Source organism: Flavobacterium plurextorum, assembly GCF_002217395.1.
Lineage (GTDB): Bacteria > Bacteroidota > Bacteroidia > Flavobacteriales > Flavobacteriaceae > Flavobacterium > Flavobacterium plurextorum.
The window spans coordinates 205,536-230,653 of sequence record NZ_MUHD01000011.1 but is presented as its reverse complement, the minus strand read 5'-3'; the positions used below and the strand labels follow the sequence as shown (position 1 = coordinate 230,653).

Annotated in this window: 24 protein-coding genes; 15 read left to right on the top strand and 9 right to left on the bottom strand. The window is 33.7% G+C overall.

Going from position 1 to position 25,118, the window contains the following annotated elements; all coding sequences use genetic code 11:
- The first annotated feature begins 7 nt into the window (after positions 1 to 7).
- From B0A81_RS06145 to proC, 4 genes are all read left to right on the top strand, one after another.
- Positions 8 to 319: a DUF4286 family protein gene (locus B0A81_RS06145; protein WP_089057200.1), complete on the top strand. Its 312-nt coding sequence runs from the start codon at positions 8 to 10 to the stop codon at positions 317 to 319.
- A 154-nt stretch (positions 320 to 473) separates the two neighbouring features.
- Entirely contained in the window at positions 474 to 1,253 is a 780-nt protein-coding gene (rsmA, locus tag B0A81_RS06140; protein WP_089053388.1) for a 16S rRNA (adenine(1518)-N(6)/adenine(1519)-N(6))-dimethyltransferase RsmA, read from the top strand.
- Positions 1,243 to 2,649, top strand: coding sequence for a magnesium transporter (gene mgtE, locus B0A81_RS06135; RefSeq protein WP_089057199.1), 1,407 nt, complete (start codon positions 1,243 to 1,245; stop codon positions 2,647 to 2,649). Before rsmA ends, mgtE begins: the two co-directional genes overlap by 11 nt.
- 180 nt (positions 2,650 to 2,829) lie before the next feature.
- Positions 2,830 to 3,606: a pyrroline-5-carboxylate reductase gene (proC, locus tag B0A81_RS06130; protein WP_089057198.1), complete on the top strand. Its 777-nt coding sequence runs from the start codon at positions 2,830 to 2,832 to the stop codon at positions 3,604 to 3,606.
- A 70-nt stretch (positions 3,607 to 3,676) separates the two neighbouring features.
- Here the strand turns inward: proC and nhaA are convergent, their stop codons facing one another.
- Both nhaA and B0A81_RS06120 read right to left on the bottom strand, forming a co-directional pair.
- Positions 3,677 to 4,819, bottom strand: a complete 1,143-nt coding sequence (gene nhaA / locus B0A81_RS06125; protein WP_089057197.1) for a Na+/H+ antiporter NhaA — start codon at positions 4,817 to 4,819, stop codon at positions 3,677 to 3,679.
- 159 nt (positions 4,820 to 4,978) lie between these two features.
- Positions 4,979 to 5,668 (bottom strand): alpha/beta hydrolase, encoded by a 690-nt coding sequence (locus B0A81_RS06120; protein WP_089057196.1) that lies wholly within the window; start codon positions 5,666 to 5,668, stop codon positions 4,979 to 4,981.
- Between the two features lie 362 nt (positions 5,669 to 6,030).
- On the opposite strand from B0A81_RS06120, the gene B0A81_RS06115 reads away from it, so the two are divergent.
- The 5 genes from B0A81_RS06115 (at position 6,031) to B0A81_RS06095 (ending at position 8,761) form a co-directional block, all read left to right on the top strand.
- Positions 6,031 to 6,978 carry a 2-hydroxyacid dehydrogenase gene (locus tag B0A81_RS06115; protein WP_089057195.1) on the top strand — a complete coding sequence of 316 codons (948 nt, stop codon included), beginning with the start codon at positions 6,031 to 6,033 and terminating at the stop codon, positions 6,976 to 6,978.
- A 179-nt stretch (positions 6,979 to 7,157) separates the two neighbouring features.
- A complete protein-coding gene (locus B0A81_RS06110; RefSeq protein ID WP_089057194.1) occupies positions 7,158 to 7,565 on the top strand; it encodes a DUF805 domain-containing protein in 408 nt (135 codons plus the stop codon).
- A 25-nt stretch (positions 7,566 to 7,590) separates the two neighbouring features.
- Complete coding sequence (locus tag B0A81_RS06105) at positions 7,591 to 7,869, top strand: TM2 domain-containing protein (RefSeq protein WP_089057193.1); 279 nt, start codon at positions 7,591 to 7,593, stop codon at positions 7,867 to 7,869.
- 89 nt (positions 7,870 to 7,958) lie between these two features.
- Complete coding sequence (locus B0A81_RS06100) at positions 7,959 to 8,222, top strand: TM2 domain-containing protein (protein WP_089057192.1); 264 nt, start codon at positions 7,959 to 7,961, stop codon at positions 8,220 to 8,222.
- A 203-nt stretch (positions 8,223 to 8,425) separates the two neighbouring features.
- Positions 8,426 to 8,761: a DUF805 domain-containing protein gene (locus tag B0A81_RS06095; RefSeq protein ID WP_089057191.1), complete on the top strand. Its 336-nt coding sequence runs from the start codon at positions 8,426 to 8,428 to the stop codon at positions 8,759 to 8,761.
- A 95-nt stretch (positions 8,762 to 8,856) separates the two neighbouring features.
- On the opposite strand, the gene B0A81_RS06090 is transcribed toward B0A81_RS06095, so the two are convergent.
- Positions 8,857 to 10,659 carry a GNAT family N-acyltransferase gene (locus tag B0A81_RS06090; RefSeq protein WP_089057190.1) on the bottom strand — a complete coding sequence of 601 codons (1,803 nt, stop codon included), beginning with the start codon at positions 10,657 to 10,659 and terminating at the stop codon, positions 8,857 to 8,859.
- Between the two features lie 120 nt (positions 10,660 to 10,779).
- Between B0A81_RS06090 and B0A81_RS06085 the strand changes: the two genes are divergently transcribed.
- From B0A81_RS06085 to B0A81_RS06075, 3 genes are all read left to right on the top strand, one after another.
- Entirely contained in the window at positions 10,780 to 11,541 is a 762-nt protein-coding gene (locus B0A81_RS06085) for an exodeoxyribonuclease III (RefSeq protein ID WP_089057189.1), read from the top strand.
- A 157-nt stretch (positions 11,542 to 11,698) separates the two neighbouring features.
- Complete coding sequence (locus B0A81_RS06080; protein WP_089057188.1) at positions 11,699 to 12,643, top strand: OmpA family protein; 945 nt, start codon at positions 11,699 to 11,701, stop codon at positions 12,641 to 12,643.
- Between the two features lie 232 nt (positions 12,644 to 12,875).
- Complete coding sequence (locus tag B0A81_RS06075) at positions 12,876 to 13,913, top strand: aldo/keto reductase (RefSeq protein ID WP_089057187.1); 1,038 nt, start codon at positions 12,876 to 12,878, stop codon at positions 13,911 to 13,913.
- A gap of 97 nt (positions 13,914 to 14,010) precedes the next feature.
- Here the strand turns inward: B0A81_RS06075 and B0A81_RS06070 are convergent, their stop codons facing one another.
- The 6 genes from B0A81_RS06070 to panC all read right to left on the bottom strand — a co-directional run bounded on the left by B0A81_RS06070 (position 14,011) and on the right by panC (position 20,517).
- Positions 14,011 to 14,424, bottom strand: a complete 414-nt coding sequence (locus B0A81_RS06070) for an RDD family protein (RefSeq protein ID WP_089057186.1) — start codon at positions 14,422 to 14,424, stop codon at positions 14,011 to 14,013.
- Positions 14,425 to 14,426: 2 nt separating this feature from the next.
- Complete coding sequence (locus B0A81_RS06065; protein WP_089057185.1) at positions 14,427 to 16,391, bottom strand: transglycosylase domain-containing protein; 1,965 nt, start codon at positions 16,389 to 16,391, stop codon at positions 14,427 to 14,429.
- Positions 16,392 to 16,551: 160 nt separating this feature from the next.
- Complete coding sequence (gene radA, locus B0A81_RS06060) at positions 16,552 to 17,913, bottom strand: DNA repair protein RadA (RefSeq protein ID WP_089053372.1); 1,362 nt, start codon at positions 17,911 to 17,913, stop codon at positions 16,552 to 16,554.
- Complete coding sequence (locus B0A81_RS06055) at positions 17,913 to 19,067, bottom strand: alpha/beta hydrolase (protein WP_089057184.1); 1,155 nt, start codon at positions 19,065 to 19,067, stop codon at positions 17,913 to 17,915. Before B0A81_RS06055 ends, radA begins: the two co-directional genes overlap by 1 nt.
- A 206-nt stretch (positions 19,068 to 19,273) precedes the next feature.
- Entirely contained in the window at positions 19,274 to 19,624 is a 351-nt protein-coding gene (gene panD, locus B0A81_RS06050; protein ID WP_017495920.1) for an aspartate 1-decarboxylase, read from the bottom strand.
- Between the two features lie 14 nt (positions 19,625 to 19,638).
- Complete coding sequence (panC, locus tag B0A81_RS06045) at positions 19,639 to 20,517, bottom strand: pantoate--beta-alanine ligase (RefSeq protein ID WP_089057183.1); 879 nt, start codon at positions 20,515 to 20,517, stop codon at positions 19,639 to 19,641.
- 79 nt (positions 20,518 to 20,596) lie between these two features.
- Here panC and B0A81_RS06040 point away from each other — a divergent pair, with 79 nt between their 5' ends.
- Genes B0A81_RS06040 through glmS form a run of 3 tightly spaced genes read left to right on the top strand, consistent with a single transcriptional unit; the run spans position 20,597 to position 24,892 of the window.
- Positions 20,597 to 21,403: a glycogen/starch synthase gene (locus tag B0A81_RS06040; protein ID WP_089053369.1), complete on the top strand. Its 807-nt coding sequence runs from the start codon at positions 20,597 to 20,599 to the stop codon at positions 21,401 to 21,403.
- 21 nt (positions 21,404 to 21,424) lie between these two features.
- Complete coding sequence (locus B0A81_RS06035; protein ID WP_089057182.1) at positions 21,425 to 23,032, top strand: DUF4270 domain-containing protein; 1,608 nt, start codon at positions 21,425 to 21,427, stop codon at positions 23,030 to 23,032.
- A 9-nt stretch (positions 23,033 to 23,041) separates the two neighbouring features.
- The gene (gene glmS, locus B0A81_RS06030) at positions 23,042 to 24,892 is read left to right on the top strand and encodes a glutamine--fructose-6-phosphate transaminase (isomerizing) (protein WP_089057181.1); all 1,851 of its coding nucleotides are present in this window, start codon (positions 23,042 to 23,044) and stop codon (positions 24,890 to 24,892) included.
- The last annotated feature ends 226 nt before the right edge of the window (positions 24,893 to 25,118 follow it).

Below are 25,118 nucleotides of genomic sequence, written 5' to 3'. Positions count from 1 at the left end.
GAAAAAAATGATTATTTACAACGTTACAACCAATATACACGAAAGCGTTCACGACCAATGGTTAAAATGGATGCAGGAAAAACACATACCTGAAGTTTTGGCAACTCAAAAATTCTCATCGGCAAGAATTGTGAGAGTTTTAGTGGAAGAAGAAATGGGAGGTATTACATACTCAGTTCAATATATAACAGACAGCAGAGCTACTTTAGAAAAATATTATCTTGAAGATGCGCCTAAATTAAGACAAGAAGCATTAGAATTATTTGCTGATAAAATGCTTTCTTTTAGAACAGAGTTGGAGCTTATTTCAGAGCACTAAGTTTGAGTTTTAACCTCGGTTTTGCATTTTTAGTTAGAGAATTGAGACAAAAACTAAATAAAACTTTGTGTCTTTGAGTCTTAGTAGTAAAAAAGTTTGAGCCTTTGCAGCAAAAAGAATACTTTTGCGCCCTCGCGGCAAAACAAGATAGAAAATGGAAAAAGTAAAAGCCAAAAAACACTTAGGACAGCATTTCCTTAAAGACGAAAGCATCGCAAAAGCAATTGCCGATACTTTGAGCTTAAAGGGATATGAAGAGGTTTTAGAAATAGGACCTGGGATGGGTGTGCTTACTAAGTATTTGCTCGAGAAACCAATTAATACTCACGTGATCGAAATTGATACCGAATCTGTGGCGTATTTAGGGGAGAACTATCCAAAATTAAAAGATCAGATTATCTCTAAAGATTTTCTGAAATACAATATACATGAAGTATACGGAGATAAACAATTTGCAATAATTGGAAATTTCCCTTATAATATCTCTACTCAAATTGTTTTTAGAACATTAGAGTTTAGAGACCAGATTCCTGAGTTTTCAGGAATGTTTCAAAAAGAAGTTGCAGAACGAATCTGCGAGAAAAAAGGCTCCAAAGCCTATGGAATCTTATCTGTTTTAGCACAGGCTTTCTATGATACTGAGTATCTGTTTACGGTAGATGAAAATGTTTTTATTCCTCCGCCCAAGGTCAAGTCGGGTGTGATGAAAATGACCCGAAAGGAAGATTATAGCCTTCCTTGTGGCGAAAAGTTATTTTTTACAGTGGTAAAAACGGCTTTTCAGCAAAGACGAAAAACATTACGTAACAGTTTGAAAACATTAAATTTATCTGATAATCTGCGAGAAGACACTATCTTTGATAAACGTCCGGAACAGCTTAGTGTCGAGGAATTTATTGTTTTGACTCAAAAAATAGAAGCCGATGGAGTTTAAAATCAGTAAAGAGCTCATTAAGGAAATAGCACAGCTTATTCAAGCTAAGAACAATAAAGAGCTAGAAATTTTATTGAATGACATGCACCATGCTGATTTCGCCGAAATACTTGACGAAATTGACATTGCGGATGCTACTTATATTTTTAAGGTTTTAGACAGTGAAAAAACAGCCGAAATTCTTTTAGAATTAGAGGATGATTTACGTGAGAAAATCTTAAACCGACTTTCACCAAAAGAAATTGCGGAAGAGCTTGATGAGCTTGAAACAAATGATGCGGCAGATATTATTGGTGAACTTTCGAAAGATCGAAAGGCCGAAGTAATTTCTGAACTTCAAGACGTTGAGCACGCAAAAGGTATTGTAGACTTACTTCGTTATGATGAGGATACTGCCGGAGGTATCATGCACAAAGAATTAGTGAAAGTTAATGAAAACTGGAACGTTCTTACTTGCGTGAAAGAAATGCGTATTCAAGCCGAAAATGTTTCAAGAGTACATTCTATTTATGTGGTCGACGACGAAAATCGTCTTAAAGGCAGATTATCACTTAAGGATTTGCTGACTACTTCTACTAAAACACAAATTTCAGATATATACATTAGAAAATTATACTATGTAAATGTCGAAACGCCAGATGTTGAGGTTGCTCGTATGATGGATAAATACGATCTCGAAGCAATTCCCGTAGTTGATGAACTTGGTCGTTTAGTGGGGCGCATTACAATTGATGATATTATCGATGTCATTAAAGATGAAATCGAAAAAAGAGATACCGAAGATATTCAAAAGTTTGGAGGTCTTGAAGCGTTAGAACTTCCTTACGTTCAAACCCGACTTGGTGAAATGGTAAAAAAGAGAGCAACTTGGTTAGTTGTTCTGTTTATAGGTGAAATGTTTACCGCTTCGGCAATGGGGTTTTTTGAAGGAGAAATCGAAAAAGCCGTTGTTCTAGCCTTATTTGTACCGCTTATTATTTCGAGTGGAGGAAATTCTGGTTCACAAGCAGCAACTTTAATTATTCGTGCCATGGCTTTAAAAGAACTTACTTTAAAGGATTGGTGGTATGTAATGAAAAAAGAAATCGCTTCTGGATTTTTGCTTGGTGCGATTTTAGGTATTGTTGGTTTTATTAGAATTTTAGTTTGGCAGCAAAGCGGATTATATGAATATGGCGAGCACTGGTTGGCGATAGGAATGACAGTTTCACTTTCATTAGTATTTATTGTTTTGTGGGGAACACTTTCAGGATCAATGATACCCTTTTTATTGAAAAAACTTAAGCTGGATCCCGCAACTTCATCAGCGCCTTTTGTGGCTACTTTGGTTGATGTAACCGGATTAGTGATTTACTTTACAATTGCGTCCTTACTCTTAAAAGGGAAATTGTTGTAAAATAAAATAGGCTTGTTTACTGCATTGAATTAGGGTTTTACAACCGCTGAAGGATTTCCAGATTTTAGATTTTTGCCACAAATTGATAGATTACAGTGATTTAAAATCTGTAAAATCTACGTAATTTACATGCCGAAAAACAGGCTGTTAATCAGTCGAAAATAATTAAAACCAAGCAGGATGAAAGTACATATTATAGGGGGAGGAAACCTAGGAGTTTCTATTGCCTTAGGAATTGCAAAATTTTCAAAAAACAATCAAGTTACCGTAACCAGAAGAAACACTGCAAGTATTCAATATTTATCTGAATACGGGATTACAGTTTCTAACGACAATAAACATAATATTCAGGAAGCTGATGTAGTGATTTTAACGATAAAACCCTATCAAGTTGATACCGTTTTAGCTGAAATTCTGCCGGTTATTCAAAATAAAACAATTGCTTCAGCAGTAAGCGGACTGTCTTTGGATGTTCTTCAATCTAAAACTAATAACGAGTATCCAGTTGTGCGTATTATGCCAAACATTGCGGCGCAGTTTGGAGAATCGGCAACCTGTATTTCTTTTCCAGAAAAAGACCGCGAAAAAGCACTGCCAATTGTCGATCTATTTCAAGATTTAGGAACAGCTCCGGTAATTGATGAAAAATTAATGGATGCAGCGACTGTTTTAGGCGCGTGCGGTACTGCGTATGCCTTGCGTTACATTCGTGCTTCTATGCAGGCAGGAATTGAAATTGGATTCGATTCAAACACAGCTTTAGCAATTGCTGCACAAACCGTAAAAGGAGCGGCAAAAATGTTGTTAGAAGAAAAAGTACATCCAGAACAATTAATCGACCGTGTAACAACGCCTCAAGGCTGTACAATTGTTGGTTTGAATGAAATGGAACACAATGGTTTCAGTTCGTCATTGATAAAAGGAATTAAGACTTCTTTGAAACAAATTAAGGGCTGAGAATAAATAAAATCAATATTTAAAAATCCTAATTCCAAACTTGATAAGCACGGAATTAGGATTTTTATTTTTAGACTTTTTTCTTTCCTAAAACATATTTGAGGTAAACAAAACCAAATAGGCCAGATAATACAGAAGCGATTAAAATCGCTATTTTAGAAAATACAATAGTTTCGGGATCTTTAAAAGCGAGAATTGTGATAAAGATAGACATTGTAAAACCAATACCTCCAAGCATTCCTGCTCCTAAAATATGCGCCCATTTTAAGTTTTTAGGTAAAGCGCATAATCCGGCACTAACACCAATTGATGAAAAGAGTAAGATTCCTAATGGTTTTCCAACTACTAATCCTAAAATAATTCCAAAAGTATTTGGATGATTTAATCCTTGATGCCAGTCAGATTCAATTGCGATACAAGTGTTTGCAACAGCAAAAAGAGGTAAAATTACAAAGGCAACAGGTTTATGTAAAAAATGCTGCAGCTTATAAGAAGAAGATTGTTCGTCTCCATTGCCAAACGGAATTACAAAAGCAAGTATAACGCCGGTAATAGTTGCGTGAACGCCTGAATTAAGCATAAAATACCACATAATAACTCCGCCAATTAGATATGGAATTAGATTGTGAATTTTCATTCGATTCAAAATAAATAAGAAAATCCATATTCCTAAAGCAATAGCGAGGTTTACGAAAGCAATCGAAGTGGTGTAAAATACTGCAATTACAATTATAGCACCCAAATCATCAATAACTGCAAGAGCTGTTAAAAAAACTTTTAATGATGACGGAACTCTGCTTCCTAAAAGCGAAAGAATACCAATCGCAAAAGCAATATCCGTTGCCATCGGAATTCCGGCGCCGTTTTGAGTTGCTGTTCCAAAGTTTAACGCTAGAAATATAGCGGCAGGAACCAGCATTCCTCCAAAAGCAGCCATTATAGGCAGTGAAGCATTTTTTATGCTTGACAATTCACCATGATAAATTTCTCTTTCTAATTCTAAACCAATTAATAAAAAGAAAATAGTCATTAAACCATCATTAATCCAATGTGTGATAGAGTGGCCATTGAAATCTTTTTCCCAAAACGATATATATTCGGCAGCATAAGAAGAATTAGCCAGATACAACGAAACAATCGTAACAAATAATAGAAGCAGCCCGCCTGATTTTTCGTTTGCAAAAAAGGCTTTAAAAGTTTTGGTTAGTTTCATTTGAAAGGTATAATAATTTAGAAAGAAAGAATTTTCTTTAACTCTTGTTTTTCAAAGTTAAAAAAAATATAACCAATAAAAAATTCTGACGTTTTGTAATGAGGTATTTCTTTTCTAAATCCATAAAAAAACCGCCTAAAATTGGCGGTTTTAAGTTTTTTAGAGAGCTGCTGCGGCTTCTAGAATTAGAGCACTAACTTCTTTCGGTTTTGATGCCAAAGAAGCATGGCCAGCGTCTAAATGAATGATTTTTTTAGCATTTAATTGTTCTGCCATTTCTTTCTGAGTTTCTGGCGGAATCATATTATCGTGGTTAGAAATTTGATACCAGCTAGGTTTAGCTTTCCAAGCAGGTTCGCCCGCTTGATCTCCAAAACATTGACCATGTATTGGTTTTTGAGCCAATGCCATAACTAAAGCTCTTTCTTCATCTAAATCTTGTCCAAACGATTTGTGAAATTCATCATACTTAATCCATAAGAATCCTTTAGGATCAGGATAGATGCTCGCGCCTCCTGAGCCGGCTCTGCGTCCTAAAAGCGCTCCTAAACTATCTCCTGCATCTGGTGCAAATGCTGCGATATAAACCAAGCCCGAAACTTTGTCGTGGTTTCCCGCTCCAGAAATTACAGCTCCTCCATATGAATGCCCAACCAGAAGAACTTTGCCTTCTTGAGCATCAATTAAATCTTTTGTTTTATTAATGTCATCCTGTAAAGAAGTTAAAGGATTTTGAACACTGCGTACTTTGTATCCTTTTTTTGCTAGTTCAGGAATTACATATTGCCAATGTGATCCATCTCCCCACGCTCCGTGAACCAAAATAATGGTTAAATCTTGTGTTGCCATAATTGTTTTATTGTTTAATTGGTTAAAATGTAAATTGCTTATTTAGAATTTAATATCAGTTTGTTTAAACGATTTGTAGACTTTTTTTGAGGTTAAGAACAATAAAGCAGGGTTTTGTTATTGGTTTGATTAACAGTTGTATATAAAATTATGAAAATTAATTGATTAACTATTATAGTGATTCATTTTTGTAATGTTAAAATAATGAAGCAGAGGGCTGCCAACAGGTTTGAGGGCTATATCTTTAATTTATTGAAAATATATGCAGGTTTCTTTACAATAGTTAACGTTTAATAGGATTAATAATTCAATAAAAAACTAAGAGAATTAACCGTATTTTTGTTTTAATAAATTAAATAAAAATGAGTGTAAAAATTCTACATATCGATAGTAACCATCCAATTTTATGGAAACAGCTGGAAGAGGCTGGTTTTGAAAACTATGCCGATTTTACTTCTTCAAAAGAAGAAATTGAAGCGAAAATTCAAGATTATAATGGAATCGTAATTCGCAGCCGATTTAAAATCGATAAAACATTTCTAGACAAAGCTGTCAATTTGCAGTTTATTGCAAGAGTTGGTGCAGGTTTAGAAAGTATTGACTGTGATTATGCTTTGGATAAAGATATCGAATTAATAGCTGCTCCTGAAGGGAATTGTAATGCTGTTGCAGAGCATACTTTAGGAATGATTCTTTCTCTTTTTAATAAATTGAATATTGCCGATTACGAAATTCGTTCAGGTCAATGGAATAGAGAAAGTAATCGCGGTCATGAACTTGATGGAAAAACCGTTGGGATTATTGGATATGGAAATATGGGTAAAGCTTTCGCAAAAAAACTAAGAGGATTTGATGTTGAGGTTTTGTGTTATGATATTCAAAATAATGTAGGTGATGAAAATGCCAGACAGGTTTCATTAGAAGAGCTTCATGAAAAAACGGATGTATTGAGCTTGCATATTCCGTGGACACCAGAAACAGATAAAATGGTTGATGCTGCATTTATTAATGAATTCAAAAAACCAATATGGATCATTAATACTTCACGAGGTAAAAATATTGTAACGGCCGACTTGGTTGCAACAATGAAGTTAGGAAAAGTACTTGGCGCAGGTTTAGATGTTTTGGAGTATGAAAAGCTGTCTTTTGAAACACTTTTTCAAGATAAAAACACGCCGGAAGCTTTCCAGTATCTTTTAGATGGAAGAAAAGTGATCTTAACACCGCACATTGCAGGATGGACTTTTGAAAGTCATGAACGACTGGCGCAGGTTATTGTAGATAAAATAAAAGCCATTTATAAAAAGTAAATAGTACATCCTCGATAGTTAACATTTTATAACGAGTTTTTTCTTGTGAAAAAACTCATGTCATAATTAGTTTATAAAATTAATTTTTGATAATATTGTTGCGATTTTAACAAAATTTAAAGGAAGAAATAATCAAAGTCTTCAAATGCAATAAATATTAACAAACTAATTTATTATTTATGATTGAGTGGTACAAAAAAGTAGTTTTTGAGAACTATGCGAATTTTTCAGGGCGTGCAAGAAGAAGTGAATATTGGTATTATACATTAGCGACCATAATTGTTTCTATAATACTTTCAACTTTGGATAATTTTGCTGGTTTGACTTTTGGTCTTGCAGATTCAGGAATATTATCGTCGATTTATAGCTTATTGGTTTTTTTACCTGGTTTAGGAGTATTGGTAAGACGTTTACATGACGTGGGTAAAAGCGGTTGGTTTTTTCTGATCGTGTTACTTCCAATAGCAGGTGTTATTTGGCTGCTTATTGTGCTATGTACCGAAGGTAATAGCGGTGCAAATGCTTACGGGCCAGATCCTAAGGATAATTTTGATGAAATAAATGAAATAGGAAGAGCTGAAATTTAAATAATTTAAAATACAATAATATAAAATGGAAAATACAAAACCAGAAGCTTGGAATACTCCATCAGCTCCAAGACAAGAAAATAAGAAAGTACTAGCGGGAATTATGGGGATAATTTTTGGATACTTAGGGGTTCATAAATTTATTCTTGGATATACTAAAGAGGGTATAATTCAAATAGTAATTACAATTGTTACTTGTGGAGCTGGAAGTATCATTGGATTTATAGAAGGAATTATCTATTTAACGAAATCTGATGAAGACTTTTATCAAACGTATCAAGTTGGAAAAAAAGGCTGGTTCTAAAATATATATTCCCATTTGCAATTAGCAAATGGGATTTTTTTGATTACCCCGTATTATTTAATTAACTATTGAATTTAAAAATATAAATCATGGAAAACACACAGTCGGAGTTTGGAAATTCTAAACCAGAGAATAAAAAAGTTGTAGCAGGAGTTCTTGCGATTTTGCTTGGAGTATTTGGAGTGCATAAGTTTTATCTAGGTTATACTAAAGAAGGTATTATTCAGCTTATTTTAGGGTTGCTATGCGGAATAGGTGGAGTAATAGGTCTTATAGAGGGAATTATCTATTTAACGAAGAGCGATGAGGAGTTTTATCAGACTTATCAGGTTGGTCAGAAAACTTGGTTCTAAAACAACAAAAAATCCCATTCAATACTGAATGGGATTTTTGTTTGTAAGTAGTACGTTCTTTAAAAAAAAATGTCTTTTTTTGATATTATAATGTCTGCTAGTTTCTTTAAATAATTGTAAAAGTAAGTAATCTTGAACTTTGTTAAAAAGCGATGGAGTAACTGAAAATCCACAAAGAGTAGGGCAATTTTAAAGATTTTATTATGTTAGAAATGTACAAAAAAGTAGTTATGGAAAACTACGCAAATTTTAATGGAAGAGCTAGAAGAAGAGAATTTTGGATGTTCTGTTTAATGAACTTGATAATTAGTTTTGCTATTGGTTTCGTTTTAGGACTTTTAGCCCCAAAAGCAGCTTTCATTGCAAATATTTATAGCTTGGCAGTTTTAGTTCCCTCCATTGCAGTTGCCATCAGAAGAATGCATGATATTGGTAAAAGCGGCTGGTATATTCTTATTCCAATTTATAATATTGTGTTATTTGCCACTGAAGGTGAAAAGGGATCAAATCAATACGGTGCAGATCCTAAAATGAATTAGAAGAATAAGGTTTAATTTATTTTTAAATAAACGATCTAACTAAAAAATCCCATTTGTGATCACAAATGGGATTTTTTTATTTTGAGAGATTACAGTTAATCTTCTTTTTCAGATAATTTACGCTCTAATTCTATTTGAAATTCTTCAATAACAGGTTTCATGGTGCTTTCTGGAATATCAGCGATTCTGATGTACATTAAGCCGTCAACAGCGTTATTAAATAAGGGATCTACATTGAAAGCAACTACACGCGCATTTTGCTTGATGTACTTTTTAATTAAAACAGGTAAACGTAAATTTCCTGGCTCTAATTCATCAATGATTTTATCAAATTTATTTAAGTCTGATTCTGCTTCGTCGAAGATAAAGTCTTTATCTGCATCCTTTAATTTTACTTTATAAGCCTTTTTCGGATGAATGTATTGTGCAATATAAGGATCATAATAATTTGATTTCATGAACTCGATCATCAACGATTTAGAGAAATCAGAAAATTGATTGCTGATACTTACGCCGCCCAATAAATATTTATGTTCAGGATGGCGAAGAGTAGTGTGTATAATTCCTTTCCACAACAAGAACAAAGGCATTGGTTTTTGCTGATATTCACGAATGATAAAAGCACGTCCCATTTCAATCGATTTGTGCATCATATCGTGAAGTTCTGGTTCAAATCTAAAAAGATCTGTCAAGTAGAAACCTTCAATACCATATTTAGGATAAATTTCAGAACCTAATCCCATGCGGTAAGCACCTGCGATTTTTTTGGTTTCATCATCCCATAAAAACATATGGTGATAATATTGATCGTATTCGTCTAGATCGATAGATTCATTGGTTCCTTCGCCTACTTCTCTAAAAGTAATTTCACGCAAACGGCCAATTTCATGCAGGATATTCGGGATAGATTTTGCACGTGCAAAAAACACTTCGTAATTTTTGCTTTGCAGCAAGCGGCAATCACTATTTCTTAACGCATTAACTTCGTCAATCATTTTTGATTCATTCGCCGGCGTAACAATTTTTTTAGGTGCCTTTGGTATTTTTAGACTTGCTGTATCAATCAGTTTGGTGTCTTTTTCAAACGGATTAGCCAGCATATAAGTTTTCTTTCTTAAGAATTCAGAATATTCTTCAAACGATTCGATTTCGTTTTGCTCGTTTACAGAAATTGGTTTTCCAATACGAACTTTAATCACGCGATCTTTCTGTGTCAGTAATTCCGAAGGTAGTTTTGCAGTACGCAAAGTATCATCAATTTTAGAAAGCCAGTAGAATAATTTACTGTTTTTAGCATGAAAATAAATGGGTACAACTGGAACTTTAGCTTTTCTGATTAATTTTAATGCACCTTCTTCCCAAGGTTTATCAACTACTAATTTTCCGTCTTTATAAGTTGAAACTTCACCGGCAGGGAATATTCCTAAAGGTTTTCCGTCGCTTAAGTGGCGTAAAGTTTCTTTAATTCCGACCACGCTCGATTTAACATCCTTATGATTTTCAAAAGGATTTACAGGCATGATGTATTTTTTAAGAGGAACAATTCGGTGCAATAAAAAATTAGCAATAATCTTGAAATTTGGTTCTCTTTCGAGCATTAATTTCAAAAGTAAAATACCATCAATTCCTCCAAGCGGATGGTTTGAAATGGTAATGTAAGCGCCGTCTTTTGGTAAACGTTTTAAATCTTCTTCAGGAATTTCAAATTTGATTTCCATTTCATCCAAAATCCCGTTTAAAAACGCAACATCCTCTAAGTGTTTATTGTGATCGTAAATTTTATTTAGGGTAGAGATCTTAAGGACCTTCATAAGAATCCAGCCTGAAAAAGTACCAAACACTCCGTACTTATCAACATTTATTGCTTTTGCAACTTCTTTCGCGGTAACTAAACCCATGTACTATTTTTAAATTATTAGAGCAGCCAACAAAGATAACAAAAAACTCTACTTTTCGTTTATTCAAACGCAAACTTTCCACTTTTTTATTACATTTGGAATCCTTAAAAATACAATCTGATGAAAATTATTTCTTATAATGTAAACGGAATTCGTGCTGCAATTAATAAAGGTTTTATCGAATGGCTGCAGCAGGCAAATCCTGATGTAATCTGCCTTCAGGAAATCAAAGCTACGCAAGATCAAATTCCAGTTGACGATATTACGGCCGCAGGCTATCCTTATCAATATTACTATCCAGCAACAAAAAAAGGATACAGCGGTGTTGCAATTTTGTCGAAAACAAAACCTAATAATGTAGTTTTTGGTACAGGAATTCATCATATGGATTTTGAAGGACGTAATCTTCGCGCTGATTTTGATGATGTTTCGGTAATGAGTTTGTATCTTCCGTCAGGAACAAATATTGAAAGATTAGATCATAAATTTATGTTTATGGATGATTTTCAAACGTACATTAACGAATTAAAAATCGCTATTCCCAATCTAGTTATTTGCGGTGATTATAATATTTGCCACGAAGCGATAGATATTCATGATCCGGTGCGCAATAAAACAGTTTCAGGCTTTTTACCTGCTGAACGCGCATGGCTGGATGCTTTTATGAAATCTGGTTTTATAGACAGTTTCCGTCATTTTAATAAAGATCCGCATCATTATTCGTGGTGGAGCTATCGTGCAGGAGCGAGAGGAAATAATAAAGGCTGGCGTATCGATTACAATTTGGTAAGTGCTTCAATGGAACATCGTTTAAAACGTGCCGTGATTCTTCCAGATGCGATGCATTCAGATCATTGTCCGGTTTTAGTCGAGATTGAGTAAAATTTGGTATTGTTCTTGTTGAGAGAAACGTGATTCGGAAATTCTGATAAATTGAATTTTACTTTGAATTTAAAGAAAAAGTTCATTTCGATTCTATTCGAATTATAGCTAAAAACAGGAATTAATAATACGCTTCAAATAAAAAAAAGAAAATAAAATGATTAAAAAAGCTTCGATAGGATTAGTGGTTTTGGCTCTGTCTATGACTTCTTGTGTGTCTAAAAAGATTTACAATGATTTGGAAACAAAGTATTCAGATCTTAAAAAAGAAAATCGTTCGATTGCAGATCAAAATGCCGATTTGCAAAAATCTAAAAATCAACTGGAATTAGAACGTGATAATTTAACCAAAGATTTAAACAGCACGAAAGATGAATTGGCAAAACAAAAAGCTGATTTAGCCGCTGCGCAAAATAAATATAAGGTTTTACAAGATTCATACAATGCTCTTGAAAAAAACAGCAATGATGCATTGGAGAAAAACATGAATAAAAACCGTGAATTGTTAGCGCAATTAGAAGCAAAATCTAAGAAACTGGCTGAAGAGCAAGCAAGTCTTGATAAAACGGCAAGTCGATTAAAAGAGCTTGAAGATATGATTGCTGCTAAAGAGGAATCAATGCGTAAATTGAAAGAAACTTTATCGAAAGCTTTAAATGGTTTTGAAGGTAAAGGTTTGACAGTGGAACAAAAGAATGGAAAAGTTTATGTTTCGATGGAGAATAAACTGCTTTTCAATTCTGGAAGCTGGGCTGTTGGGACCGAGGGAAGAAAAGCTGTTGTAGAATTAGGAAAAGTTCTAGGTGACAATCCTGATCTTTCAGTTCTTATTGAAGGACATACAGATGATGATCCGTATGCTGGTTCTGGGCCAATTGCAAACAACTGGGATTTATCTACTAAAAGAGCGACTGCAATTGTGGCTATTTTAAGTGAAAATGTTAAAATCAACAAACAAAAATTAACTGCGGCAGGAAGAAGTGAATTCTCTCCTTTAGCAAGTAATGCTACTCCAGAAGGAAAAGCTAAAAACCGCAGAATCGAAATTATTTTAACTCCAAGATTAGACGAGATTGCAGAGATGCTTAATAGTATTAATTAAGTAGCTGAGGTTCTGAGGAACTAAGGTGCTAAGTTTTTTTAAAGGTTCAAAGTTTTGCTTTGAGCCTTTTTTATTGCCCTGAATTTAACTTAGTACCTCAGAAAAACTTGTAGTTTTTTTAACTATTTAGAGATTTTCATTTGAAGAATAGCATCGTATATTTGAAGCTTATTATTTGAAAAAAGAAACCTTAGAATCTTAGTTTCTCAGAACCTTAGTACCTTAGAAAAAAATGAAATACACAACATTACCAAATACCGATATAAAAGTTAGTAAAATCAACCTTGGAACCATGACTTTTGGTCAACAGAATACAGAGGCAGAAGGTCATGCTCAAATGGATTATGCACTTGAACAAGGCGTGAACTTTTTTGATACTGCAGAGATGTATTCGGTGCCGGCAAGTGAAGCAACGTACGGAAGCACAGAAAAAGTTATTGGAACGTGGTTTAAAAAATCTGGAAACCGTGATAAGATTGTTTTAGCTTCTAAAATAGCAGGGCCAAATCCGAATTTTGGTTATATGCGTGAGAAATTAGATTTTTCGCCTGCAAGTATTAAATATGCTTTAGAAAACAGTTTAAAGCGTTTGCAGACAGATTATATTGATTTGTATCAAATGCATTGGCCGGAAAGAAAAACTAATAATTTTGGGCACCGCGCATTTACAGGTTTTGAAGATGCATGGGAAGATAATTTTAGAGAAATTTTAGAAACGTTTGATGGGTTAATTAAAGAAGGGAAAATTAAACATATTGGTGTTTCAAATGAGAATTCTTGGGGAATGATGCGTCTTTTGGAAGAAAGTAAATATCATAATCTGCCTAGAATTAAAACCGTTCAAAATCCATATTCATTATTAAATCGTCTTTTTGAAGTGAATTCTGCCGAAGTTTCAATGCATGAAAATGTTGGATTGTTGGCTTATTCGCCTTTAGCATTTGGAGTTTTAACGGGTAAATTTTTAACAGGAGAAGCACATCCAAATTCTAGAATAAAACTCTTTCCTCAATACACGCGTTACAATAGTGAGCAATGCACACAAGCAACAAAGTTGTATTTAGAAATCGCCAAAAAACATGGTTTAACTTTAACAGAATTGGCGATGGGATTTGTATTGCAGCAGCCATTTTTAACTAGTGCAATTATTGGTGCAACAACTTTAGAACAATTAAAAGAAAATATCGCCACAATTGATGTTGTGCTTTCAAAAGAAATTATCGCCGAAATTAATCACGTTCAGGCTATAATTCCTGATCCTGCGCCTTAACTTCGATTTTGTAATAAACACAAAAACCACAAATTAACACAGATTAATCCGTGATAATTTGTGGTTTTTTTTATAAGTGCAGCTAAAAGCAGCTGTCTTAATTATTGGATTTTTGTGTTACCACTATTTTTGCGATTAAATCCCCCAATTTTTGATTCTTCTTTGTCAAACCAATTGTGATTAAGTAAATGAAAGGACAAACTAATTCAAGCAGATCAAAAAGGCGTCTAATAATTATTCTAAAATATTTTTTGTATCCTGTTGTTTCCATAGGATTATCAAATGTCATTTGCAGCTTGAAGATGTGTTTTCCAATAGTTTTATTCATAAAAACATCCTGAAAAATAAAAAAGAGATAATAAATTAAAAGGCCAATTTCCGTTTTAATGTAACTCTCGCCAATACTGTTTTTATAAGAGATATACGGAAATAGTATTTTAACTGTTAGAGCTAAAATGATAAAGTCAATTCCAAAGGCAAAAACTCTTTTAAATAAATAAGTGGGTTTCATAATTACAAATCAAATTCGTCACTGATAGATAAAGAGTCCGCAGGAACTGCGGTAGAATCTGGAGCTTTGATTCGTATTAACGAACGTGCATTTCCTGAAATATAAACTGGCAACTGTCCAATAGTATCTTCTGGAATTAATAAACCTCGTCGAAACATTAAATTCTTTAAAAATTTCTGGTTTTTAATGGCGAAGTCTTTCAAATTGCCTTCATCATTAAATTGATACATGAATTTTCGCGGTTTCGGAATAATCGTTGCTAAATATAAACATTCATCAACGCTTAAAGCGGATGGGCTTTTTTGGAAATAAAAATGACTTGCTTCACCAATTCCGTATACATTTGGTCCCCATTCAATAATATTGAAATAAACTTCCAGCATTCTTTCCTTACTTACAATTCGGTTATTTTCTAAAATATAAACCAAAAGGATTTCTTCAAGCTTTCGCGAAAGCGTTTTTTCTCTCGTTAAGAATACATTTTTAATCAGCTGCATGCTTATTGTGCTGGCGCCGCGCGAGAATTTTTTAGTTCTAATGTTTTTAAGAATAGACTGCTTGAAAGCTTCATTTATAAAGCCGCGATGTGAAAAGAAAGAAGGATCTTCAGTTGTTAAAACGCATTTTCGTAAATAAGGCGAAATTTGATCTAATGGCGTATAATTCGGATTTGCATTTCCAACTAAAACTGGACGCTGCAAAACATTTTGAATAATTGCACGATACACAAATTCACCGTTAAGTTTATTCAAATCGGCTTCACCATACTTGGTAATATGCAGATCTTCTTTGTTTAGTTTACTGTCAAAAACAAGTGTATTCGGTTTGTTTTTATTGAATTTGAAATCGAGTTTATAATCGAAATTTCCAGTTGCCTGCATGCCTTGAAAATGCGTAAATAAACCATCAGGAAGCGAAACAATGAAATCTTGCGCTTTCATTTTCGGAATATTCACTTTCAAAGTGTAAACAGTATCTTTTTCTGTGCTGTAAGAGATGTATGGTTTTACTTTAATCTTATTCAACTGCATTGTTGAAGTACTGTCAATTGAGATAAAATCATCGCCCAGTAAAAATCGGTAATCAAAACGGGCATTTTTTATGACAACATCTTTACTGGCAATTTTTGGATGATTAATTTTTAAATTAACAATCGAGGTGAAACCGTCAATGTGCAATTCGCTGCCGCTTTTGTCAATGTTTTGTACATTCAGACGAATAGAATCAAAGCTCGCTTTTAAATTGTAGCGTTCATCAAGATAAGGAACGCGAATGGCTCCGGTATCTAAATTAAAGAATCGAATATCAGCTTTTTGATTTCTTGGATCAGCAAATCCTTTTAAGTTCCAGCGCTGATCGAAATCTTTGCTTTTAACATGAATATTGGTTTCGAGCTGTTTGTTGTTTAAAACCAGTTTGTTGATTGCAACAGCTGTTTTTTTGCCATTATCATCGATTTTGAATTGGAAGTTTTCCAAATTCATATCCGTTGGAACCAGATTTAATAGCTTTGAAATGATGCGATAAGCAAAAGCACCGTATTTGCGTTTTTCGTTTTTCTCAGAATCATCACGATTTCTTTTTAGGAAAGCATCAAAATTTCGAATCTTTCCCTTTTTAACCAATTGAATGTAGCCGTTGTTAACTTTTAAAGTACCAACTTGAACATCGCCAATTAATAAGTTGCTTAAGCTGACACTGGTTTCAATGTTTTTGATTTTTAAAAGTGTGTCTGCATTTTTTGGAACCAAAACAACATCGGTAAGTTTTATGCTGGACAATCCGCTGAAAGAAGCTTCTTTTATAGAAAAATCACTGTTGTAATCAACAGCCATTTTGTGGGTAACTTTGGCGACAGCTTGTTTTAGAAGCGAGTTGCGAAAAAAGTACAATCCGATGCAAAGCAAAACCAATAAAACGGCTAGTATTTTTAGAGCTTTGTATATTTTTTGTTTTGGAAAATTCATAACAGCATTTTTCGAAAGAATTTAGAACTATTTAGAATGACACATTGTTTTTTCAGTCACAAACTGCGCTAATTTCTCGAATTTAGTAAATATCTAGATTTAGATTTTAAAATTAAATAAAAATTCGTGTTTAATTTGTGGAATTTGTGTTGAAAAAAAATCAACCAAAAAGAATACTGGCAACATCTTCAATTTTAGCAACAAGTTCAATTTTAATTCCAGTGTTTTTTAAAGTGATTTTATTGTATTTAGAAACAAAAATAGTATCAAAACCTAGTTTTTCGGCTTCCTGAATACGCTGATCAACACGATTTACGGGGCGAATTTCTCCAGAAAGTCCTACTTCGCCGGCAAAGCAAAAACCTTTTCCAACCGGAATGTCTTCGTTTGAAGATAAAATCGCAGCAACAACAGCAAGGTCAATTGCGGGATCATCAACAGAAATTCCGCCCGTTACATTTAAGAAAACGTCTTTTGCGCCCAAACGAAATCCTGCTCTTTTTTCTAAAACCGCCAAAATCATGTTTAATCTTTTAGCATTGTATCCTGTTGTGCTTCTTTGCGGAGTTCCGTAAACAGCAGTGCTTACAAGTGATTGAATTTCGATCATAAGCGGACGCATGCCTTCGAGTGTTGTAGCAATTGCGGTTCCTGATAATTCTTCGTCTTTGTGCGAAATCAATATTTCTGAAGGATTGCTTACTTCTCGTAAACCGCTTCCGAGCATTTCGTAAATTCCCAATTCGGCCGTAGAGCCAAAACGGTTTTTAAGCGAACGTAAAATTCGGTAAACGTGGTTTCTGTCGCCTTCAAATTGAAGAACGGTATCAACCATATGTTCCAGAATTTTTGGTCCCGCAATATTTCCGTCTTTTGTAATATGTCCAATTAAAATAACTGGAGTATTGGTTTCTTTGGCAAATTTGATTAATTCTGCAGTCGTTTCTCTAATTTGAGAAATGCTTCCTGCCGTTGATTCAATATAATCGGTATGTAAAGTCTGAATCGAATCGATGATTACGATTTCAGGCTGAATTGCTTCGATTTGTTTAAAGATATTCTGCGTTTTAGTTTCTGTAAGAATATAACAGTTATCGCTGTTTGGCGTTATCCTTTCGGCACGCATTTTTATTTGTTTCTGACTTTCTTCTCCAGAAACATATAAAGTTTTATAGGGTAATTTTAGTGAGATTTGAAGTAAAAGAGTACTTTTTCCTATTCCTGGCTCGCCGCCCAAAAGAGTTAAAGAACCAGGAACAATTCCGCCGCCCAAAACACGATTTAATTCGCCGTCAGTAGTATTCATGCGAATTTCCTGAGCCGAGTCAATTTCGTTTATTTTTAAAGGTCTCGGCGCTTTGCCAGTTGAAGTTGGTTCGCTTTTCCAAGCTACTTTTTCCTGCTTCTGAATGATTTCTTCAGCAATAGTATTCCATTCTTTGCACGCATTGCATTGACCTTGCCATTTTGAATATTGGGTGCCGCAATTTTGGCAGAAAAAGGAAGTTTTAACTTTTGACATTATTTACTTTTTTTAGTAAGTGCGTTCATTTCGTCCATCTTCTCATACATTAAATCCTTGTTCAAATCGCCGATAGGTTCCATTTGAGAAGCGTTTTGATATTTTTTTGAGGCATGTTTTGCATCGCCCATTTTTTCATACATTAAGCCTAGTTCGTATTCTCCTAACATTGCTTTTGGATAATTTACATTTCCTATTTCGGCCATTTTTCCTAGTTCGTCGTATGCGTTCTTTTTCAAGATTATATTTTCAATCACTTTAAAGTCGCTCATTCGAACTGGAATTTGAACGCCTAAAACTTCTGACATTGTATTGTATTTTTTTTCTAAATAATCAGCATAACCTGTTTCAAGTACAGCAATTTTGTTTGCGTATTCTGCAGAATTTATTGGTCTGTAAACTTCAAAAATCTGATATAGCGCACTCGGAATCGAATGTAAAACTTCGGTATAGTGAGTTGCATTTTTAAATAACTCGTATTTATAATTTACTAACGGATTATTTGCGATTTTAATATTGTTGTCTAATTTTTCTATCGGCTCTTTAATTTTTTTTATGTCTCCTTCTCCCGCAGAAAGATAATAGAATATTGGTTTTTGTACTTTGGCAAATTTTTCTGCAATACGCACTTCCATTTTTGGGGCCAGTTCTGGACTTAGACAAATATACGCACTGAAAAGCGGGTTTTCTTTATATAAATAAAAATTGGCAAAACTCGCCGTTACATCATGTCCTGCAATGATTCTAAAAGGTGATGTTCTGTATTTTTTTTCAATGTATGGAACTAATTCGGCTCCTATAAATTCAAAAAACTTTGCGCCTTTTTCAAAAGGCAAACCTTCGTTTTGATCAATTGTTGTGTCGTCGTAACGCTCGCCGTCTTTGTTTTGATGAATTCCAATTATGATCATTTCTGGAATATCATCCCAATAAGTACCATAACTTACAGCTCCAGAAAAAGGATCGAACAAATAATCACCATCTAAAAGGTATAAAACCGGATATTTTTTGTCAGGCTTAGCTTCATATGAAGCTGGAAGTCCAATTGTTATCCTTCTTTCTTCTCCAAGTTTTAGGGATTGAATGTTGTCGAATTTTTTCTGCGAAAAAACAGAAATGGAAATAAATGCAATTAGTAGGTAAACTTTTTTCATGATTTGTGGCATTTCAGTGAATTAAAAAGTATTGAAAATAGTGTGGCAATATAATACTTTATTTGCTCTTTTATTAATTTGGGATTTTAAAAAAAGCAATAGTATTTGTGCTTTTGCGTTTGTTTGGGTTAAGGCAAAAGAAGTCCTCTTTGTGCAAAATAAATTTTTGACAAATAGTAAAATAAGATATAATTTGAGGTTGAAACCTAGGTTAATGAATTGTCATTTTCATTAGGGAAAATAATCCATGGTTTGAAGGTTTTTGCTTCTTCAAATTCTAAGGTTGCATATGAAATAATGATGATAATATCATCTTTTTGAACTTTTCTAGCAGCTGGACCATTCAGTGTAATTTCACCTGAATTTTTTTCTCCTTTAATGGCATAAGTTTCAAAACGTTCTCCATTATTAATGTTAACGATAGCTACTTTTTCACCTTCAATGATATTTGAAGCTTCTAGTAAAGTTTCATCAATAGTAATACTGCCAATATAATTTAAATCGGCTCCAGTTACTTTAACTCGATGAATTTTTGATTTTATAACTTGAATTTGCATGTTGCAAAGGTAATTTAATTAAATGAAATGGTGTCTATTAACCTTATAGAATTAACAAATACTGCTATAAACGCACGGTATTTTTTGTCGTTAATTTTATGATCGATTGATAATAATGTAGATTCGTCAGCAATGACAAAATATTCGAGTTCGAATCTTTTGTTGTCTTTAAAAGATTCTTCAACAAATTTGATGGTTTCTTCGGGGGTGCTGTTTTGAAAGATTTCTTTAGCTTCAGTAAGGACTTTGTAGATTATTGAAGCTTCTTTTCTTTCTTCTGCAGTCAATCGCTCATTTCTAGAACTCATGGCAAGCAGATTGTCTTCTCTGAAAATTGGGCAGCCTACAACATTTACTGGAAGGTCATTTTTCTCAACTAGTTTTTTAACAATTTGCAGCTGTTGAAAATCTTTTTCTCCAAAATAAGCATTAGTTGGAGTCACGATTTCAAACAAACGTTTTACGATAGTTCCAACTCCGTTAAAATGTCCAGGTCTGAATTTACCTTCCATTTGATTTTCTAATCCGTCAAAGTCAAATGACTGCGAAATTGTTTGTCCTTCATAGATATCATCTACAGAAGGAGCGTATAAAATTATTTTGTCGCTTAATCCTCGCATTTTTTTCACATCTTCTTCAAGAGTTCGAGGGTATTTTTCGAGATCTTCAGGATTGTTGAATTGTGTTGGATTTACGAAAATGCTTACAACAGTGTCGTCGTTTTCTTTTAGCGATCGCTGCATTAAAGCCAGATGCCCTTGGTGCAAAGCTCCCATTGTTGGTACAAATCCTATAGTCGAATTTGCGGTTTTGATAGTTTTTAAATAGGCTATCAGAGCTACTTTGCCGTAGAAAATATGCATGGCGGTATTATTAAAATTTAGTGCAAACATAATATATTAGTTAATAACTGCATAAATTTTTGTAATTTTGCAACGTTTTTATTACCAAAAATTAAGTAAAATACTATTTATGAAAGATAAGAGGATATTATATGTATCATCTGAAGTCGTGCCTTATTTGGCTGAAAATGAAGTTTCTTTAATGTCTTATGACGTTCCGAAAATGATTAACGATCAAGGAGGTCAGATAAGAATTTTCATGCCAAGATATGGAAATATCAACGAGAGAAGACATCAATTACACGAGGTAATTAGGCTTTCAGGGATGAATTTGGTAGTGAATGATTTAGATATGCCATTGATTATTAAGGTGGCTTCAATTCCTAAAGAAAGAATTCAGGTTTACTTTATCGATAATGATGAATACTTCAAGCGCAAAGCAACTTTTGCTGATGAAGAAGGTGTTTTGTATCCTGATAATGACGAAAGAGCCATATTTTTTGCTAAAGGCGTTGTTGAAACGGTGAAAAAATTGAATTGGGTTCCAGATATTATTCATGTTCATGGCTGGCTGGCATCTATGCTGCCAATTTATATGAAGCACTATTATAAAAATGAAGCTTTGTTCTCTGAGACAAAAATTGTAACATCAGTTTATGGTCAGTCTTTTGATGAAAATCTAGATATGGAGATGATTAACAAAGTAAAGTTTGATGGAGTTCCGCATGAATCTGTATCAGATCTAGAAGTTCCTAACTATGAGAACATCTTAAAAGCTAGTATATTGCATTCTGATGCTGTAATTATTGCTTCAGAAAACGTTTCTCCAAGTTTAACAAAATTTATAGAATCTTCAGGAAAACCTTTTTTACCTTTCGCCACGAAAGATGCATTCGCTGAAGCGTATACAAATTTCTATAAAGAAATGGGACTTTAAATTTTAACTTTATTATTAAACATGTACAATACTTCTTTTATTAAGAAAATACTTTTAGCTCTTACGGTTGTTCTTTTATATTCGTGCGATAAAGATTTTAATGCAATTGGAGATGATTTAATTGGTGATGATCATTTTGGACTTGAGTCTGAAAAATATGATGTTGTAGCCTTTAATCAGGAGGTTACGCCTATTCAATCAAATGTTTTGGCGGTAAATGCTTTGGGTATTTATGATAATCCTGTTTTTGGAACAACGACTGCTAATTTTGCTACACAAGTAACTTTTGCTACAACGAATCCATATCCTATAGTTGTTGGTGAAGAGCCTGTAATTACAAGTGTGAGACTAAGTATTCCTTATTTTAAGAAGTTGAAAACGACTAATAGTGATGGAACTCATACTTATACTTTAGATTCTATTTACGGACCGACAGAAGGAAAACTTAAGTTAAGTGTTTATGAATCTGGCGTTCAAATGCGCAGTTCGTATGTTAGTAATGGAGTTTCATTGCCACAGTTTTATTATACAGATGAAAATAATGTTTTTAATCAGTATAAAGTTGGATCTCGTTTAAACAATTCAACTAATGTTTTGCAAAACGATCAATTCTTTTTTAGTTCAGCAGAATATGTGGATAAGACAACAGATGCGGCAGGAAAAGAAACGACAACTTATACTGCGCCAGAAATGCGTTTGGATTTGAATACCGCTTATTTTCAACAAAAAATATTGAACGCCCCGGCTTCAAAACTTTCTGCTGCTGATTTATTTCAAGAATATTTTAGAGGTTTGTATTTTACTGTTGAAAAAGCGGATGGAAGCCCTGGTAATATGGCTTTGTTGGATTTTTCAGGAGGGAAAATTGTAATTACTTATAAAGCTAAAACGGCAAGTACGACAGATGCTGATACAGAGAAAGAAGATAGAACAATTACAATGGCAATTGTAAATCCTGCAAATTCTAGTGCAAATGTCAATTTACTACAAGATCAAAAAGCTGCTAATTATCAAAATGCTATTACAACAGCAAATATAAATAAAACTGAAGGAGACGAAAGGCTTTACGTAAAAGGCGGTCAAGGTTCGCTTGCAATTATTAGACTTACTGATTTTGCTGCAAAACTTGAAGAGATCAGAGCTAAAAATTGGAAAGTTAACGAAGCAAATTTGGTATTTAATATCGATGCCGATAAAATGGCAGGAACTAGGGAGCCGAAAAGAGTTTATTTGTATGATTTGACTAATAATGTTCCAGTTGTAGATTATCTTGCTGATGGAACTTCAAATCTTGTAACCTCAGATCCTAAAACGGCTAAGTATATTTATGGAGGTATGATTAACCTTGATGATAATAAAAGAGGAAAAAACTATAAAATTAGAATTACAGAACATATCCGTAATCTTATAAAAGATAAAACAGCCAAAAATGTTGATTTAGGATTGGTTGTAACGGAGAGTATAGCGATTTCGACTTCGAATTTTTTAAAGAATAAGAATGAGAATATCTCTCAAGCGCCAAGAGCGTCAGTTATGAATCCGCTTGGAACTATTTTATATGGAGGAAAGTCTTCGGTACCAGACGATAAAAGATTGAGGCTTGAGGTTTACTACACGAAACCAAATTAATAAATATATATGTGTGGAATTGTTGGGTATATCGGTCATAGAGAGGCTTATCCTATAGTTATAAAAGGATTAAAGCGTCTTGAGTACAGAGGATATGATAGCGCCGGCGTTATGTTGTACGATGACGAGGCAGGAGTTAAAATTTGTAAAACAAAAGGTAAAGTTTCAGATCTTGAAGCAAAAGCGCAAGAAGGTTTTACAATTAATGGAAATATTGGAATTGGACACACTCGTTGGGCAACTCACGGTGTTCCAAATGATGTGAACTCACATCCTCATGCTTCTAATTCTGGTGATTTAGTAATTATTCATAACGGTATTATCGAGAATTATGCTCCTTTAAAAGAAGAGCTGATTAAAAGAGGTTATACTTTTAAGTCTGATACAGATACAGAAGTTTTGGTTAATCTAATTGAGGAAGTTCAGAAAAACGAAAATTTAAAACTTGGAAAAGCAGTTCAGGTGGCTTTGAATCAAGTTGTTGGAGCTTATGCGATAGCAGTATTTGATAAAAAGAATCCAAATGAAATTGTTGCTGCAAGACTAGGGAGTCCATTAGCAATTGGAGTAGGTGAAGGTGAGTACTTTATCGCTTCTGATGCGTCTCCATTTATTGAATATACTTCAAATGCAGTATATTTAGAAGATGGTGAAATGGCAAATATTAGATTGCACAAACCGCTTAAAATTAGAAAAATCAAAGATGATTCTTTAGTAGATCCTTATATTCAGGAGCTTCAAATGAACTTGGAGCAAATTGAAAAAGGCGGTTACGATCATTTCATGCTAAAAGAAATCTACGAGCAGCCAAGTGTAATTAAGGATACTTATAGAGGAAGACTTCATGCAAATGAAGGAATCGTTCAAATGGCTGGTGTTGAGGATAATTTGGAGAAATTCCTGAATGCAAAACGTATTTTAATTGTTGCCTGCGGAACTTCATGGCATGCAGGTTTAGTAGCAGAATATATTTTTGAGGAGTTTACAAGAATTCCTGTAGAGGTAGAATATGCTTCTGAATTTAGATACAGAAACCCAATTATCAATAAAGATGATGTTGTAATTGCTATTTCTCAATCAGGAGAAACAGCAGATACTATGGCGGCAATTAAGCTGGCTAAAGAAAACGGAGCTTTTGTATTTGGAGTTTGTAATGTTGTAGGTTCTTCTATTTCAAGAGAAAGTCATGCGGGTGCTTATACACATGCTGGGCCAGAAATTGGGGTGGCGTCTACAAAGGCATTTACAACTCAGATCACGGTTTTAACAATGATTGCTTTGAGATTAGGAAAAGCAAAAGGAACGTTGTCAAATCCTGATTTCCATGCTTATTTACAAGAATTAGAATTAATTCCTGAAAAAGTTGCTGAGGCTTTAGAAACAAATGATCGTTCAAAAGAAATCGCTGCGGCTTTTAAAGATGCGCCAAACTGTCTTTACTTAGGAAGAGGATATAATTTCCCAGTTGCACTTGAAGGTGCTTTAAAGCTTAAGGAGATATCTTATATTCACGCTGAAGGTTATCCTGCGGCAGAAATGAAACATGGTCCAATTGCTTTAATTGATGAGCATATGCCGGTTATTGTAATTGCGCCTAAGCAAGGTCATTATGATAAAATTGTAAGTAACATTCAAGAGATTAAATCGCGCAGCGGTAAAATTATTGCTGTTGTTACTAAAGGTGATACACAAGTTCGTGAATTAGCAGATTATGTAATCGAAATTCCAGAAACTTCAGATGCATTGTCACCGCTTATTACTACAATACCTTTACAATTGCTTTCTTACTATATTGCAGTTATGAGAGGTTGTAATGTTGATCAACCGCGTAACTTAGCAAAATCTGTTACGGTGGAATAAATATATTTTTAAAATATCAATAATGTTAAAAAAGCGAGATTTAGGTCTCGCTTTTTTTTATTGTCAAAATTTTTTTTCAGCCTATGTATTTTTGTGAATTTTTCAATTTTTTGATAAAAATTAATATGTATGCATAGTAAATTGGTTTTTCTTTAGGTTTTCTTTGTTTTTATTCTAATAAATTCAATTAGCAAATAGTTAAAATATTGCATAAATACGTGGTAAA

What these genes read in the sequence shown, in the direction of transcription:
- panD (WP_017495920.1), bottom strand. Translation starts at nt 19,624, where the DNA reads ATGCAAATTCAAGTTATAAAATCAAAAATTCATCGAGTTAAAGTAACT.
- B0A81_RS06080 (WP_089057188.1), top strand. Translation starts at nt 11,699, where the DNA reads ATGATTAAAAAAGCTTCGATAGGATTAGTGGTTTTGGCTCTGTCTATG.
- B0A81_RS06145 (WP_089057200.1), top strand. Translation starts at nt 8, where the DNA reads ATGATTATTTACAACGTTACAACCAATATACACGAAAGCGTTCACGAC.
- B0A81_RS06075 (WP_089057187.1), top strand. Translation starts at nt 12,876, where the DNA reads ATGAAATACACAACATTACCAAATACCGATATAAAAGTTAGTAAAATC.
- B0A81_RS06120 (WP_089057196.1), bottom strand. Translation starts at nt 5,668, where the DNA reads ATGGCAACACAAGATTTAACCATTATTTTGGTTCACGGAGCGTGGGGA.
- panC (WP_089057183.1), bottom strand. Translation starts at nt 20,517, where the DNA reads ATGTTTGCACTAAATTTTAATAATACCGCCATGCATATTTTCTACGGC.
- B0A81_RS06095 (WP_089057191.1), top strand. Translation starts at nt 8,426, where the DNA reads ATGTTAGAAATGTACAAAAAAGTAGTTATGGAAAACTACGCAAATTTT.
- rsmA (WP_089053388.1), top strand. Translation starts at nt 474, where the DNA reads ATGGAAAAAGTAAAAGCCAAAAAACACTTAGGACAGCATTTCCTTAAA.
- mgtE (WP_089057199.1), top strand. Translation starts at nt 1,243, where the DNA reads ATGGAGTTTAAAATCAGTAAAGAGCTCATTAAGGAAATAGCACAGCTT.
- B0A81_RS06070 (WP_089057186.1), bottom strand. Translation starts at nt 14,424, where the DNA reads ATGAAACCCACTTATTTATTTAAAAGAGTTTTTGCCTTTGGAATTGAC.
- B0A81_RS06115 (WP_089057195.1), top strand. Translation starts at nt 6,031, where the DNA reads ATGAGTGTAAAAATTCTACATATCGATAGTAACCATCCAATTTTATGG.
- B0A81_RS06035 (WP_089057182.1), top strand. Translation starts at nt 21,425, where the DNA reads ATGTACAATACTTCTTTTATTAAGAAAATACTTTTAGCTCTTACGGTT.
- nhaA (WP_089057197.1), bottom strand. Translation starts at nt 4,819, where the DNA reads ATGAAACTAACCAAAACTTTTAAAGCCTTTTTTGCAAACGAAAAATCA.
- B0A81_RS06085 (WP_089057189.1), top strand. Translation starts at nt 10,780, where the DNA reads ATGAAAATTATTTCTTATAATGTAAACGGAATTCGTGCTGCAATTAAT.
- B0A81_RS06055 (WP_089057184.1), bottom strand. Translation starts at nt 19,067, where the DNA reads ATGAAAAAAGTTTACCTACTAATTGCATTTATTTCCATTTCTGTTTTT.
- B0A81_RS06105 (WP_089057193.1), top strand. Translation starts at nt 7,591, where the DNA reads ATGGAAAATACAAAACCAGAAGCTTGGAATACTCCATCAGCTCCAAGA.
- radA (WP_089053372.1), bottom strand. Translation starts at nt 17,913, where the DNA reads ATGTCAAAAGTTAAAACTTCCTTTTTCTGCCAAAATTGCGGCACCCAA.
- proC (WP_089057198.1), top strand. Translation starts at nt 2,830, where the DNA reads ATGAAAGTACATATTATAGGGGGAGGAAACCTAGGAGTTTCTATTGCC.
- glmS (WP_089057181.1), top strand. Translation starts at nt 23,042, where the DNA reads ATGTGTGGAATTGTTGGGTATATCGGTCATAGAGAGGCTTATCCTATA.
- B0A81_RS06110 (WP_089057194.1), top strand. Translation starts at nt 7,158, where the DNA reads ATGATTGAGTGGTACAAAAAAGTAGTTTTTGAGAACTATGCGAATTTT.
- B0A81_RS06065 (WP_089057185.1), bottom strand. Translation starts at nt 16,391, where the DNA reads ATGAATTTTCCAAAACAAAAAATATACAAAGCTCTAAAAATACTAGCC.
- B0A81_RS06090 (WP_089057190.1), bottom strand. Translation starts at nt 10,659, where the DNA reads ATGGGTTTAGTTACCGCGAAAGAAGTTGCAAAAGCAATAAATGTTGAT.
- B0A81_RS06040 (WP_089053369.1), top strand. Translation starts at nt 20,597, where the DNA reads ATGAAAGATAAGAGGATATTATATGTATCATCTGAAGTCGTGCCTTAT.
- B0A81_RS06100 (WP_089057192.1), top strand. Translation starts at nt 7,959, where the DNA reads ATGGAAAACACACAGTCGGAGTTTGGAAATTCTAAACCAGAGAATAAA.